General features: G+C 63.4%; 8 protein-coding genes. All 8 read left to right on the top strand.

What is annotated here, in order from left to right:
- Positions 1-277 (top strand): hypothetical protein (locus GXY33_06270; GenBank protein ID NLX04729.1); only part of this gene is annotated, 277 nt, incomplete at its 5' end.
- Positions 274-963, top strand: a complete 690-nt coding sequence (locus GXY33_06265; protein ID NLX04728.1) for a prepilin-type N-terminal cleavage/methylation domain-containing protein — start codon at positions 274-276, stop codon at positions 961-963. The genes GXY33_06270 and GXY33_06265, both read left to right, overlap by 4 nt.
- Before the next feature lie 19 nt (positions 964-982).
- On the top strand, positions 983-2,386 hold the full coding sequence (locus GXY33_06260; GenBank protein NLX04727.1) for a hypothetical protein: 1,404 nt from the start codon (positions 983-985) through the stop codon (positions 2,384-2,386).
- 96 nt (positions 2,387-2,482) lie between these two features.
- Complete coding sequence (locus GXY33_06255; GenBank protein ID NLX04726.1) at positions 2,483-3,256, top strand: DUF1559 domain-containing protein; 774 nt, start codon at positions 2,483-2,485, stop codon at positions 3,254-3,256.
- A 28-nt stretch (positions 3,257-3,284) separates the two neighbouring features.
- Entirely contained in the window at positions 3,285-7,910 is a 4,626-nt protein-coding gene (locus tag GXY33_06250; protein ID NLX04725.1) for a hypothetical protein, read from the top strand.
- 167 nt (positions 7,911-8,077) lie between these two features.
- Positions 8,078-9,103: a LacI family transcriptional regulator gene (locus GXY33_06245; protein NLX04724.1), complete on the top strand. Its 1,026-nt coding sequence runs from the start codon at positions 8,078-8,080 to the stop codon at positions 9,101-9,103.
- Positions 9,104-9,119: 16 nt separating this feature from the next.
- Positions 9,120-9,815 carry a type II secretion system protein gene (locus GXY33_06240; GenBank protein ID NLX04723.1) on the top strand — a complete coding sequence of 232 codons (696 nt, stop codon included), beginning with the start codon at positions 9,120-9,122 and terminating at the stop codon, positions 9,813-9,815.
- Between the two features lie 27 nt (positions 9,816-9,842).
- Complete coding sequence (locus tag GXY33_06235) at positions 9,843-14,537, top strand: hypothetical protein (GenBank protein ID NLX04722.1); 4,695 nt, start codon at positions 9,843-9,845, stop codon at positions 14,535-14,537.
- Positions 14,538-14,646: the final 109 nt, after the last annotated feature.

Below are 14,646 nucleotides of genomic sequence, written 5' to 3'. Positions count from 1 at the left end.
GGAGACGCAACTGCTGTACTGCCTGAACCTTCTTGAGGGGCTGGGTTTGCGGCGGAGCGACGTGGCCGCCGTGACGGTGGGGTGGATGGGGAGCCGGTCGCTGGAGGCTTTGGGGGTTTCGTACGTCGGGCTGCCCGCGTGGGAGATGGGGAAGCTGGCGTTCGATCTTCTGGAGCGAAAGATCGCGTCGGATCAGCGGGTTCCGACGGCTTCGCTGCGAGGGCGGATCGTGGCCAATCCCTCGATCGTTCCGGAGAAGTCGGAGAGGCCGGTATGAAACGACGCGGGTTCACGTTGATCGAGCTTCTGGTGGTGGTGGCGATCATCGCGGTGTTGGTGGCGGTGCTGCTGCCGGCGCTGCAGAGTGCCCGAGAAGCGAGCCGGCGGGCGGTGTGCCTGAACAATCTCAAGCAGGTCTATGTGGGAACCGCCCTTTATGCACAGGAGCATCATGAATGGATTCCCGTCATCGACTGGTGGTGGGCATCGTACACGCAGATCCAGGACACGATTCGGGTTCATGATGGGGCGCTGACCGGCGTGGCGCCTCATTACGGGTGGCGCAACTACGGAAAGCTGTACGGGCTGAGGTACGTTGCGGCTGGGATGGTTTTGGTATGCCCGACAATGGCTCGCCACGAGGATGACACGTATACGCAGCGCAATGACAGCGAGGTTTACTGGAGCAACTGCCAGTGGCGGAACATGGAGAGCACATATTGTTTCACTCTGGAAAGCAGGCTGGACCAGACTGCTCCGACACGGGTTCTGGCGATCGATTACGTACCGCCGTCGTGGGCGCTTTCGTTCGCCGGCGCGCACGCGGGGAGCGTCAACGTATGTTTTTTCGACGGGCACGTCACCTCGATCGATGACGGAGCCGTCGAGGAGCTGAGGCCGAAGTCGTATAACGACGCGCAGCGGTGGGAGGAGTTGTTCAACGAACTCCACAGGTTTGAGTAGGTTGGATATGAGGTTGCCGATGAGACAGCATCTTGGCGTGGTTGTGGCGTGCGTTGTGGCCTGTGCATGCTGGGTTCGGGGTGAGTCGCCGGTATCGGAGGCGAAACCGGCTTGGCTTCGGGTTCAGTGGAACGTGGCGGTGTCGGAGTCGATCAGTCCGGGGGTTTTCGGGTCGAACATTTTCCGGACGCCGGGCGATGAGCAGCATCGGAGCGAGGCGTTTGGCCGCTACATGGCGGAGACGGGTTTTCGTTTCGTGCGGATTCACCAGGGGGGGTTGTATCGGTGGCTGTCGGACGAGGAGAATCGGACGGTGGCGGCGGATCGGGTGTTGGAGGGTTTTGGGAGTTTTACGTGGGACGCGGATGGGAAGACGGTGTACTGCCTGAATATTCCCAATGTGCCGGTGTGGGTCGGGGCGATTCTGGCGGAGGGCAAGACGGACGAGGCGGTGAGCGAGTACGGGCGATTTTGCGGCGAGCTGGCGCGGCTGATCAAGGACCGCTGCCGGGTGAAGATCACGTACTGGGAGCCGCTGAACGAGGGGCTTCGGGAGGAATTTGATCGAGGTCGGATCGAGACGAAGTGGCGACTTTGGGTGGCGGCGGCCAAAGCGATCAAGGCGGTGGACGAGGCGTTCAAGCTGGTGGGTCCGACGCCGTGCGAGTGCCACATGGGGATATTCAAGAGCTTCATCGCGTACGTGGACGGGGTCGATCCGGCGCTTCTGGACTGCGTGACGTGGCATACATATCCGATCGGGCTGCGGCGGGTTCCGACGTCGGCGGTGATGCAGCGGACGCCGGAGTTCGGCCGCGACGCGCGGGCGGTGAGGGAGCTGGTGGATCGGCTTCGACCGGGGCGCAAGACGGAGCTGCTGCTGGGCGAGTTCAATATCAACTACAACTGGGAGGACGCGGACCCGCGAATGAAGGACCACGTGGGCGCGGTGTGGTTTGGTAGCGTGTTTAACCACCTGATCCGCGGAGGGATCGACCATGCGACGTCGTGGCACATCGACGAAGGGGCGTATGGGATGGTGTCGCTGGAGGGTCAGGTGAGGCCGGCGGGTGAGTTGTACCGGTACGCGAATAACGTGTTGGGCGGTCGTGCGTGCGAGGTGGCTGGGACGGATGAGGGGTTGGAGGCGATCGCGACGGAGAGCGGGAAGCATTGGGCGGTTCTGGTGGTGAACAAGTCGGAGGAGCCGCGGGCGGTGACGTTGGACACGGATGTGCGGCTGGACAAGAACGAGAGGGCCAAGTCGGTCGGTCGGGTTGGCGGCGTGATGATCGACGCGGCCGGGACGCGGGCGTTGGCGTTCGAGGCGGAGGGGCTGGAGATCGATCCGGTGGTGGTTCCGGTGGAGATGGATGGATTGAGCGTGGCGATGGTGTGGATTGAGAAGGACGTGAAGCCGTAGACGGCGCATGATCGTGAAGGGATTGCCGATTGTTGATTGAGGAAGAGTGCGACCATGAGTGGGCATAGAGGACTTTCCGCCAATTCGGAATTCGGAATGCGAGATTCGAAATCGTTTACGCTGATCGAATTGCTGGTGGTGGTGGCGATCATCGCGGTGCTGGTGAGCATGCTGTTGCCGGCGTTGAGCACGGCGCGGGCTGAGGCACAAAGGATCGCGTGTCTGGGTCAGATGCGTCAGGTGGGTTTGGGGTTGCAGAATTACATGACGGACACGTCAGGGCGGTATCCGGCGGCGTTCGTCGATCACTGGCAGCGGTGGTATCACGCGCTGCTGCCGTATATGGGATATGGGTCGTACGATCCGACGAGTGCGGCGGATCAGGAGGCGTGGGATTTCGACCGGGTGGTTCCGGAGATTCTCAAGTGTCCGGGCCGAGAGGGATATGGTTTTCGCTATAACTCCATGTACTATGGCCCCAACAGTTCGGCGCCTTACGGGCAGATGCTTTACGGTTTCGGTCGCCTTGGGGCAGGCGGGGCGTCGGGCTATCAGGGTTATTCGGCGAGCGACAGCGATTTCGGGGCTGCGGGCGCGCATACGGGTTTTTCGACGAGTCACTGGGTGGTGGCGTTCGAATCGACGAGCCCCGGGAACTGCGGGAGTTTTCACTGCTGGAACACCTGTCACCGGACGGGGAGCAACGTGCTGTTGGCGGACGGGTCGGCGACGTTCTGGCCGATTGACATTCCCGATGAACTTGCCGCGGAGTTTCACGCGTTGCAGGGCGGCTGGTGGTGGTACTGGGGCAATTGGCCGGGCTACCAGTTGCGGTTTGCCGCGCCCGGATACTATCTGCCTCCGTTGTAGACCTGCGATCAGCGAAAGGACCTTTCTGATGAGAATTTCGGTTCGAGCCATTGTGGTATGCCTGTGGGTTGGCGTTGTGGTCTCTTCCGCGTCGGCGGTCGAGACGGTGTCGATTTGTTTGAACGGCCGGTGGGACAAGGCGCGTGAGGTTGTGGAGAACCAGAAGCCAGAGGCCTGGCAGACGACCACGATTCCCGAAGTGCAGAACGGCAACATCGGTCCGTTCGTGTGGTATCGCAGGGTGTTTGAGCTGGGGGAGGTGTCGGCCGATCGGCGGTACGTTTTGCGGTTCGAGAAGGTGAATTTCACGTGCACGGTGTTTCTCAACGGTCGGGAGGTTGGGCGGAACTTCGGCGGCTGCACGATGTTTGAGTTTGACGCGGGCGATTTCCTTCAGGCGGGCGAGAACGAGCTGGCGGTTCGGGTCGGCGACGCGGAGAGCATCCGGGTTTCGGGCGTTCCGGTCGGCAAGGGGGTTCGGTTTTTGCCGGAGGATCACAGTTTGGGCGATAAGGCGTTTGTCGGGCCGAGCACGAGCGTTCACACCTGGTACTGGGGGATTGTGGATGACGTGACGCTTTGTATCTTTCCGCGGGTTCGCGTGGCGGATATCTACGCGATTCCGGAGGTGGAGGCGGATCGGCTGCGGGCGGAGGTGTTGGTGGAGAATGGTTCGGCGGAGGGCGGCTTTGACGGCGCGGTCGAGTTGGCGGTGACGGACGTTGAGGGGAATGAGGTTCTGCGGTTTGAGCCGGTTGAGTGCAATGTGGCGGTTGGCGAGGAGACGGCTATCTCGGCTGGAGTTGAGGTGGCCGAGCGGTTGAGGCTCTGGTGGCCGCACGATCCGCAGCTTTATTACCTGGCGGCGACGGTGCGGGATGCGAGGGGTGAAGTCGTTCATCGGGAGCGGGTGCGGTTTGGTTATCGGCAGTTTCGGGTGGACGGGGAGCGGTTTCGGCTTAACGGCGTGCCGACTATTCTGCGCGGGACGAGTTTGCACTATAGCGAAGGCGGGCGAGAGGCGTTCAATCCGGCAGGCGTTTATGACCTGGTGCGTCGCGGCGGGGCGCAGATCGTTCGGCTTCACTGCGCGGTCCGGCCGAACAAGTGGTACCGGATAGCCGACGAGACGGGGATGCTGCTGGTCTGCGAGTCGTCGTTGAACGGTTCGCACCAGCACAACGCGCTGCAGACGGAGCTTTTTTTCGAGACGGCTCAGCGGCACATCTGTCAGACGGTTCGGCGGCTTCGGAATCATCCTTCGATCGTGATCTGGTCGCTTTCGAATGAGGTGGGTTTGGACGGTTCGGGCCGGATCACGGACGGGATTCTCGCCAGCATTTACGAGGAGGTTCGGGCGATTGACGACAGCCGTCCGTACACGGCTGAGGGCGACGGCGATCTGGGCGGGGTGCTGCCGATCATTGGGATTCATGCCTGGTGGAACTACAATCAGCCGATGTATCCGGAGTCGACGTACTGGTTCGAGTCGATGCCGGTGCGCAAGGACTATCGTGAAGTCGGCGATCTGCCGTTGCGGGGCAAGCCGGTGTACATCGGCGAGTTTTCAACGGATTGGATAGACATGCGCGACCCGTTGGCGATTCTGGCGGGCGACCGGGCGTATTTGGATTGGGCGGCGCGGCGCGGGGCGCGAGGCGAGATCATTCAGCGTTGCATTGAGGGGCATCGGTGGACGGGGGTAGCGGGGATCGCGCCGTGGACGATGTTCGAGCAGCTCAACTACGAGCCGCCGTACGTGGACTTTCATCGCCGCGGCATGCGGCCGATCGCGCTGGTGGTTCGCGACGTCAACGCGCATTTCTATGGCGGGAGTTCGGTTGAGCGGCGGATCATGGCGATGAACGATTCGCTATCGTCGCGGCGGCTGCGGTTCGCCTGGGCTTTGAAGATGGGCGAGCGGGTGCTCGACGAGGGCGAGGAGGAGTTCGAGCTTGCTCCGGCCGGGCGGCAGCGTCTGGATCGGACGCTGGCGTTTCCCGAGGTGTCGGAACCGACGGCTGTGAGTTTTGTTCTTACGCTCAGTGAAGGCGGCGAAGTCGTCGATGCGGTCGATCAGACGTATCGTGTCTTTCCGCGTCCGGCCGTCGAGGCGGCGTTGCGGGACGTTACCGTTCTGCTGTATGAACCTGAGGGCAACCGAACGGCTGACGCTCTGGAGGCGTTGGGCGTCAAGGTCGTTCCGGCGAGTCTCGATATGCTGCGGAATCCGCCGGTTGATGCCGGGCCGATCGTTGTCGGCGAGGGATCGGGCGATTCTGAGTTGCAGGATGCCGTTCCCGCTCTGTGCCGGTTCGTCGAGGCGGGTGGCGTGGTGGTTTCGCTGTATCAGGGTCGCGCGTTCTGCCCGCCGGACCTGGTTTTGTTTAGCAGTGCCGAGGCGCACGCGGTGAACTTCGTCCGTTCGGCGGGCCATCCGATCTGGTCTACGCCGTGGGCGGTGGGCGATGAGGATTTGCGATGGTGGGGTTCCGATCTGGCGGTCTGCGAGCACATGTTCGCCAAGCCGAAGGAGGGGGCGTTTCGCGTGTTGGCCGATGGCGGTTTCGGCAACAACGGCACGTCGTTTGTGGAGCTGGTTCGCGGTCGCGGAAGCTGGCTGGCGACGCAGTTGAAGGTGGTGGAGAAGTTTGAGGCCGAGCCGATGGCGGCGGAGGTGTTGCGGCGGACGGTTCGGTATGCGGTTGAGCGGGCGGCGGCGAGCGGTCGGAGGCCGCGGGTCGCGGTGTGGGCGGACGAGGGTTTGGTTTCGTTCATCCGGCAGCGCACGGACCAGATGACGGTTTTGGCTGAGGTATCGCCGGAGTCGCTGGAGGGCTGTGACGTGTTGATCGCCGGAGGCGGGCGGCTTTTCCGCGAAGCGGTCGAACGCGGCGAGGGCGTCTTTGGTGTGCTGAAGGCATTCGTGCAGCGTGGCGGCCGGCTGTACATCCACGATCTTCCCGCTCGCGCGGAGTACGTGTTGACGGATCTTTTGCCCGGGTTGACGTGGGATCCGGTTTGGGGTCATCAGGTTGTTCGCGGGCAGGCGGGTCTGTTGACGGAAGGGTTGGGCAATTCGGATCTGTGCTGGCAGGATGACGGTTTTGACGTGGTTTCGCATCCGGAGGAGATCGGGGCGGACCTGATGAGCATTTCGGGGGCCAGGGCGTTGACGGATCCGGCGCTGCTCCAGGAACTGGTTTTGGGCGACGGGGCCATTTACATCGATCAGATCGATTGGCTGCACGGCCGTTCGCCGCGGGCCCGGCGGGTCGGCCATGCGGTTTTGACCAATCTGGGATTGACGAGTCGCTGGCAGGCGTTGGACGCGATCGGCGATGAGGCGGCGTTTGTCATCGATCTGAGCGGTGTGGCCAATCGCGGTCTTGCCGACGATCAGGCGGGCGACGGAGCGGGCGGGTGGACGGATCAGGGCGGCAATGACATGCGGCAGTTGCCGACGGGCAGGCACCTTTTTGCGGGCATTCCGTTCCATATCATTTCGGAGCCGCCGAACCAGGCGGTGATTCTGGCGGGCGGACCGCTGAAGGATCAACTGCCGCGGTCGGTGCGCGTACCGGTGGGTCGGACGGCGGTTGGGTTGGCGTTCCTTCACGGCGCGGCATGGATCGGGCAAGGCAAGTCGGTCAATAAGTCGGTCAATTGGCGCTACGTGGTTCGGTATGCGGACGGTTCGGCTGAGGACGTTGAGGTCCGCTGCGGAGTTCACGTTCTGGATTGGTGGGCGAGTCCGTCGGAGTTGCCCGGCGCGCGGGTTGGGTGGAGCGGGGCGAACGCGATGCGCAGCCCGGTCACGCTGTACGTCCAGGCGTGGCGGAATCCGCAGCCGGAGAAGGCAATCGCCGCGATCGATCTGGTCAGCGAGGACAACGGCGTGCCGTTTGTTCTGGGTATTACCGGGTTGGCGGCGTTTCCGGAGTGGCTGGACCGGAAGGAAATGGCGGTGGTTCGCGAGGCGCCGCCTCAGCTTCCGCTGGACTTTGCGGTGGTCGGCGAGCCGGTTACGGTCAGCGCCGGTCCGACGTCTTTGACGGTCGACTCGCAAGGGAACATTACGGACTGGCGGGTTGACGGGCGTTGCGTTGTCGAGCGGATGGTTTTCGGTCCGTGCAACAGCAACTGGCATTTGCCCGCCAACACCACCGTCCAGACGCGGATGACCGAACTGCCGGACGGGTCGAAGGTGATTCTGATCGACGGGACTTATGATTACCTGCAAGCGGGCCAGGAGATCGTGCTTCGGCCGGACGGTCGCGTGTTGTTGATGATGCGGGCTGATGTGCTGCGCGACGTTGCGGCCGAGGAGTTCGTTTGCCTGCGGTACTACGTGTACCTGAGCAAGGAACTTGCCGGCGGGGCTTTCAATAATCAGCCTCTGCCGCAGCAGGTGGACCGCCGAGTCGTTGCCGCCGGGCGCGGCGCGACACCGTTTGTTGTTGGCGGTCCCGATGGTCGTGGTCTTGGGGTTGAGCACTCGACCGCTGAGTTCATGCTGTTCGACTATCGCCAGGAGGCCTCGGCACCGCCGCGTGGGTGGGATCTGACCGTTGACGTGCCGTTTGATCGCACGGCGGGCAGTAGTGCGGCCTTTCGCCTGAAGGCCGCGCCGATGGTTCCGCCGTCTGATTGATACCGGTTTCTGAGCCGGCAGTCTGTAAGGGCTGGCATTACAGATATTTGCGGAAATTACCAGTTTCTTGTTGCCCGCTGATGACCACGTGACCATTTTCTTCTTGACCACGTGGTCATTCTTGGTATACTGGGTGTCAATGGGCCGGTTGGCCCTCTGGTGGGCTGATGAAGGCGATGAATCGGAATCGGGTGGCGGAGTTGGCGGGGGTGAGCCCGATCACGGTATCGCGGGTGTTTCGTGGTAGCGGGCTTGTGGCGGAGGCGACGCGTCAGCGGGTGATCGAGGCGGGCCGGCGGTGCGGTTATTATCCACACGCGGGCGCGAGGGCGATGCGGTGCGGTCGGTTCAACCGGATTGCGGCGTGCGTGGTCCAGTACGGCCCGAAGGGTTCGGTCTATTCGCCGAACAACGGGTATCTGGACGCGGCGACAGACGAGTTGGCGGAGCATGGGTATTCGCTGGTGTTTGAGCCGCTTCACCTGGCTGAGGCGGGTGACGAGTTCATTGAGCCGCCGCGGCTTTTCTCGGAGACGGCGGTTGACGGGGTGCTGGGATTGCCGACGGGAGGGCTGGCGCCCAAGGAGGTGGACGACCACCTGGCGCGTCTTGGCGCGCCGGTGGTGTGGATGAATCGCAATCCGGGCGAGTGTCCGGTTTCGGTGGTGTGTGACGAGTATCGTCACGGGCGGATGCTGGCCCGTCATTTGATCGACCTGGGCCATCGGCGGATCGCGTATGCGGGTTACGGTTCACCGCACTATTCGGCCACGGGCCGGTTCGCGGGCATCCGCGACGAGTTGGTCGCGGGTGGGCTGGACACGTCGGCGCTGTATCTAGGACCTCGGCCGCCGCAGCCGACGGCGATGGCGGAGCGGATTCTCGATTTGTCGGAGCCGGTGACGGCGGTGATCGCGTATCATCGCGGTTTTCAGGAGGGGATGCTGCGGGCCGCTTCGCTGCGCGGTTTGAACGTTCCCCGCGACCTGTCGGTATGCCATTTTGCGTCGGCTTGGGAGTTCGAGCTGGTGGATCGTCCGCCGACGGCGGTGTCGCTGCCGGAGCCGCAGGTGGCGGTCGCGGCGGTTCGGGCGCTCGTGGAGTTGATGGACGGGAAGTTGCCGGAGATTCCCGCTCCGGTCGTTGGGGAACTGGTCGTCGGGTTTACCAGCGCGGAGCCCGGGAAGAGGTGACCAAATCGTGCGTGCATTGAGATCCAAGTGTTTTACGCTGATTGAACTTCTGGTGGTGATCGCGATCATCGCGGTGCTGGTGGCGGTTTTGCTGCCGGCGTTGGCGCGTTCGCGGGAGCAGGCGCGGCGGGCGATCTGCGCGGCCAATCTGCGGACGATGGGCATTGGGGTGAGCATTTACGGCAACGATCACAACGGGGCGTATCCGAAGCGCTGGGTTCGCACTCACCTCGGGCAGGGGCTCTGGTATCTGGTCTATATTGTGCGGCACTGGGAGACACTGGAGGCCAATCGTCCCGAAGGGACCGGGCTGATTCGCGACTACCTCAAGAACAGCCGGGTGATGTACTGTCCCAGCTTTCCGATCGAATCGACAAGCGAGCCGGTCGACGGGTCCGGGTGGGCCAACAAGGTTTCCTACTTCGTCTGGTCGTGGAGCGACTGGTCGTGGGAGAACGACGAGCATCACAGCATGGTCGGCCGGACGGCCAGCGGCGCGAACTCGGATCCGTGGACCTTCATCGCGAGCGACCGCGTGAGTTTTTACTACACCTCCTGGCTGACTTCGAATCATCCGCTCGGTTCGTCGATGTCGACGCTCGATTGCGAGGGCGGCAACGTTCTTTACAACGACCTGTCGGTCAAGTGGTGTGACGTTTCGGAGTTTGGCGGTCCGATCTACACCCTCTACTTCTACCCGCCAGGGCAATAGGTCCTGACGCACAAAGGAGTCTTGTTCATGCGCTATCGGCGACTCGGCGGTATTGGTGCGTTGACGGTGGTCTTTGCGTTGGTTGGCGCGGTCCGCGGCGTCGAGATCGAAACCGAGTCGCATTTGAGCTGGTGGACGGGCGTCGCCGACGGGTCGGTCGAGGGCAATCCCGTGGTGGTCGAGCGAGGGCACTCGTGGGGCGTGTACCAGACGGCGTGGTCGGCGGCTGAGGACTGGTCAACGTATGAACTGCTTGCGTGGTCGGGCCAGGCGGAGAGCGGGTACTGGGGCGAGAACAACGTATCGCTGCGATCCGGGCCGATCCTTCGTGGGGCGAACACGGACGCGGGCACCAGCGCTTTGGTGTTTACGGCCGGTCGGACCGATTGTTACGCCTTGCGGGGCAAGATCGGTTTCTGGTGCAGCGCGGATTCGTGGGCGGGGGTGCAGCTCAAGTTCGTTCGTCTGGCGGACGGGGCGGGCAGCGTGCTGTACAGCTACACCGGGCACAATGTCAATGTTCTGGACGTGGGCGAGGTGGCGGCGCTTCAGGCGATCGACCTGCGGAAGGGCGAGCGGGTGGCGCTGGTGGTGACGTGCACGACCGGCGTGTACGGCTGGGCCAAGCTGGATGACCTGTCGGTGGTGGTCGGACCGCCGCACGCGGTGCCGCACACGGTGGTTCGGACCTGCGCGGCGGGCGATCCAGTTGAGGCGTTGTGCGATACGCCGGAGCGGGATGCGATCTGTTTGAACGGGGTGTGGGACCGGCAATGGATCGACGACAAACAGTATGATCCGTATTCGCGGCCGGATCTGTTTGAGACTCCGCAATCGCCGGAGCCTGAGGTGATCACGGACGATCAGCCGAGCGTGGATGGCGAGTGGGGGACGGTGGTGCTGCCGGAGCATCCGGACGCGCCGGACCATCGGACGAAGGCGAAGTTCTGGTGTCGGCGGAATGTCTTTATCCCCGAGGCGTGGCGGGATCGGCGGATCGAGTTGGATTTCACCGCCGCCGGCTACGAGATCGTGGCCTACGTCAACGGGCAGTGCATCGGCTGGCACCGCGGCGACACGACGGCATTTACCTTCGACGCCACCGAGGCGTGCCGGTTCGGGCAGGACAACGAGATCCTGATTCGGGTGTGGTACCACAAGGTGCACTGGGGTGAGGCGTGGCACCAGACGCTCATCGAGGCTGAGTACGGTCCTCGCACGAGCATCTGGGACGATCTGTATTTGCGGGCCCGGCCGGTGGTCGCGGTGCGGCGGGTGTTCTGCCAGCCGAGTTTCCGCAACAAGGAACTGGCGGTGGATGTGACGGTGGTCAGCGACGGCGGCGAGGACGCTCCTGTCACCGCGGAGGCGGTTGTGCTCGATCGGGGCGGAAGGGTCGCGCTGGCGCTTGGGCCGCAGACGGTGAGGCCCGTTCGGGGCGAGGAGACCGTGGTGCGTCTGGCTGCTTCGTGGCCCGATCCGCACCTGTGGATGCCGGAGGATCCGTACCTGTACGTTCTGGAGACGCGGCTCGTGCGTGACGGCCAGCGGATCGATTCGCATCGCCAGCGGTTCGGATTTGTCGAGACGTGGATCGACGGGGCGGATTTCCGCGTCAACGGGAAGCTCATCCACTTTCATCAGCAGACGACGACGTTCTATTCGCGCGACTACATCAAGATGCACCGTCCGGCGGTCCGGGCGCTGCTGCGGCTTTACAAGGCGTTCGGCTGGAACGTCATCCGTCCGCACGACAAGCCGTCGAAGGTCTTTTTAGACGTGGCGGACGAGGAGGGGATGTTCATTCGGGCTCAGAACGGCTGGATCCATCCGAACAATCCGCTGACCGAGGAGTTCAAGCGGAACGCGGGGCGGGTGCTGCGAGAGTGGGTGCAGCGGGATCGGAACCATCCGAGTCTGATCATGTGGTCGGCGGGCAACGAACCGGTCGGCCATTGGGAGACGGTGGTCTGGGCATTGGAGCAGGTCAAGGCGCTCGATCCGACGCGGCCGGTGGATTTCCACCGCTCGTACGGCAACGCCCTGTATGGCGCGGATGGGACGGTCAAGCCGCGTCCGGAGTTTGCGATCGCCAATCCGCACTACCCGATCATCTGTTTGCCGGCGTGGTCGCTGCTGACCGCGGCGGAATACCCGGCGGAGTGGGCTCGGGGCCGGCCCAAGCCGTTATTTATCGGGGAGTGGGGCGAGTTCGGCTCGCCGGGCCGGCAGAGTCTCGGGCCGGGATTCACCGAGGAACTGGCTGAGATGACCGGGAAGCTCGGGCACGGGTTTGAGATGGGCTATCGCGGCATGAACGAGACGCTGGAGGCGGTCATTCCGCACTGGCGGCGGATGGGGGTCAGCGGGGCGAACGATTGGCACGGCTATGAGTTGATGGTGGGATACAAGCCGCCGCGTTACGGTCCGGGCGATCCGGCGGACCTTTTGACGGTGCAGTGGGACCGGCTTGACGGGCCCGGCGTGAAGTTTCCGCAGGTCGGCCATCAAGGCGCCAACTTTTTGTTTGCCGATCTGCCCGCTTTCGATCTGAACGAGCATGAGCTTCGGTACGCCAAGCTCAGGGCTCCGCGATTCGCGTTTCTGCCGGATTGTTCGCGGGCTCAGTACGGCGGGACGCGGTTTGCACGGACGGTGTGCCTGGTCAACGACACGATGGACGACCTGCTGATGCGGGGCGAGGTGGTGCTGAGGGACGGCGATGAGGTGCTGGCCCGCGCGCCGTTCCGGTCGGACGTGGGGCAAGGCGGCGTGGTGGAGGTACCGGTGGGTTTCGATCTGCCAGAGGTCGATCGGCGGCGGGCTGGGCGGATCGAGATCGAGTTGGCTGGTCCGGCTCACGCGACTCATGCACTCGGTTTTGACTTTGATATCTTCCCGGCCAGAGCGGTCGCTGAGGAATCCAAGCAAACGGTGGGTTTGTACGATCCGGTGGGTCAGACGAGAAAAGCGCTTGCCGCTCTTGGCGTTTCGGTCAAACCGGTTGAAGACCCTGGCGATCTTGACGGCGTTGATGTGCTGGTGATCGGGCGGGGATCACTCGATGAACGGGTCGTCGAGGCCCGCGAGGCTATTCTCGCCTTTGTCCGCGAGGGTCGGACGGTGTTGTGTCTCGGTCAGGAGAAGGTCCTTCCGTGGCTGCCGGTCGGCGTGCGGATTGAGTCGGGTTTGCGGGTTCCAGCGGTCTGGCCGATGGCGGCGGACAATCCGCTTTTTGCCGATCTTGTCGCTGAGGACTTGAGCTGGTGGCCGAACGACCGCGGCGATCCGATGCGGGTGGTGGGTGCGGTGGCGTCGAATCCGTACTACAAGCCGCAGGCGGGCCGCGTGCGGTCGCTGTTGGAGTGCGGGGAGCGGCTTGACCGGTCGGCTTTGCTGGAGGTTCGTGAAGGGCGTGGTTCGATCCGGCTTTGCCAGTTGGACCTCGAGCCGGTGATCGGGATTTGTCCGGTGGCGGACATGCTGCTGGAGCGTCTGGTTCGTGCGCCGGCTGAGGCGTGGCCGACGCGACGGGTGTGGTTTGTCGGCGACGATGCGGCACGAGGGTATCTGGACGGACGGCTTGGATTGGAGATGAGCGACCTGGCCGAGGCGGGCGAGCATGTCTGGTCGGCGGAGGACCTGGTTTTGTGGATGCCGTTGAGCGCTCCGGAGGCCGCGATTTCCGCGGTGGCCGATCGCGCGGTTGGCGGCGGGGCTTCGCTGCTGGCGTTTAGTTCGCGGGCAGAACTGCTGCCTGCGATTGCCGATGCGCCGGAGTTTGGCGATGCCGACGGCTGGGCTGAACATTTGTACGTGATTGAAGCCGACAAGATCATCCGTTTGGCCCTGATTGACCGGGAGGCGGGTCTTCTGGACGGGCTGAGCAACATGGATCTCTACGACACGGCGTTGGCCCGTTACGAGGTTCGTCGGACCAACGGCTGGACGCCGGTGGCGGAGCCGGGCGTGATCGCGCATCGCCGCCAGGGCGAAAGCGATCAGCTTGTGGTGACCGTGTTGCGTCCAGCCGACGGCAAGATCGTGGGGGCTTCGAAGGCTGCTTTGCACGTTCTTCTGACCAATCTCGGGGGCGTGACGGCCGACCGGGACGCGGAGCTTCGGGCGGGCGGGAAGTTCTTTACGGTCGATTTGCGGCCGTACTGCAACATGGCGTTTCGCGACGAGGTCGACAATGACGGTGCGGGCGGCTGGACGGACCAAGGTCGCAACAACGATCTGCGGGTGTTGCCGCTTGGGCGGCAGGAGATCACGGGCGTGCCGTTCGATATCATCGATCCGGCGACCAACAGCGGGAAGTCGTGCGTCATTCTTGGCGGCGGCAACCGGGTCAAGGACTTTCCCACCACCGTCTCGATCGACTTTGGCCATCGGCAGGCGTCGGTGATCTACTTTCTCCATGCGGCGGCGTGGTGCGGGGATGAGGTGGGCAAGTATGTCGTTCATTACACCAAGGCTCTCGATCAGCGGGAGGTGATTCCGCTGATCGGCGGTCAGAACATCGGCGACTGGTGGAACGCGGTGGACGGGACGGAAACGATCGTCGGATGGCGGAGCATCAATGAGCTGGCCAACATCGGGTTGCACGTCTACGCGTGGAAGAACCCGCACCCGGACAACGCCATCGACCAGATTGATTTTGTGTCCAACGCCGATGGCCACTCGATACTCTCGCTGGTCGCCATCACCGGGCAGGAGTGACTTGCACGGAGCACGCGGAATACGCGGAGGGAAAGAAGCCAGAAGCCAGTAGTCAGAAGTCAGAATGAAGAAGGAAGACTCCGCCGAGGGCGGCGGAGCTACGGCGGCG

Source organism: Phycisphaerae bacterium (assembly GCA_012729815.1).
In the GTDB taxonomy this organism is placed as follows: Bacteria; Planctomycetota; Phycisphaerae; order JAAYCJ01; family JAAYCJ01; genus JAAYCJ01.
This window is presented reverse-complemented; position numbering and strand designations above follow the sequence as displayed.

What these genes read in the sequence shown, in the direction of transcription:
- GXY33_06255 (NLX04726.1), top strand. Translation starts at nt 2,483, where the DNA reads ATGCGAGATTCGAAATCGTTTACGCTGATCGAATTGCTGGTGGTGGTG.
- GXY33_06235 (NLX04722.1), top strand. Translation starts at nt 9,843, where the DNA reads ATGCGCTATCGGCGACTCGGCGGTATTGGTGCGTTGACGGTGGTCTTT.
- GXY33_06245 (NLX04724.1), top strand. Translation starts at nt 8,078, where the DNA reads ATGAAGGCGATGAATCGGAATCGGGTGGCGGAGTTGGCGGGGGTGAGC.
- GXY33_06250 (NLX04725.1), top strand. Translation starts at nt 3,285, where the DNA reads ATGAGAATTTCGGTTCGAGCCATTGTGGTATGCCTGTGGGTTGGCGTT.
- GXY33_06260 (NLX04727.1), top strand. Translation starts at nt 983, where the DNA reads ATGAGACAGCATCTTGGCGTGGTTGTGGCGTGCGTTGTGGCCTGTGCA.
- GXY33_06265 (NLX04728.1), top strand. Translation starts at nt 274, where the DNA reads ATGAAACGACGCGGGTTCACGTTGATCGAGCTTCTGGTGGTGGTGGCG.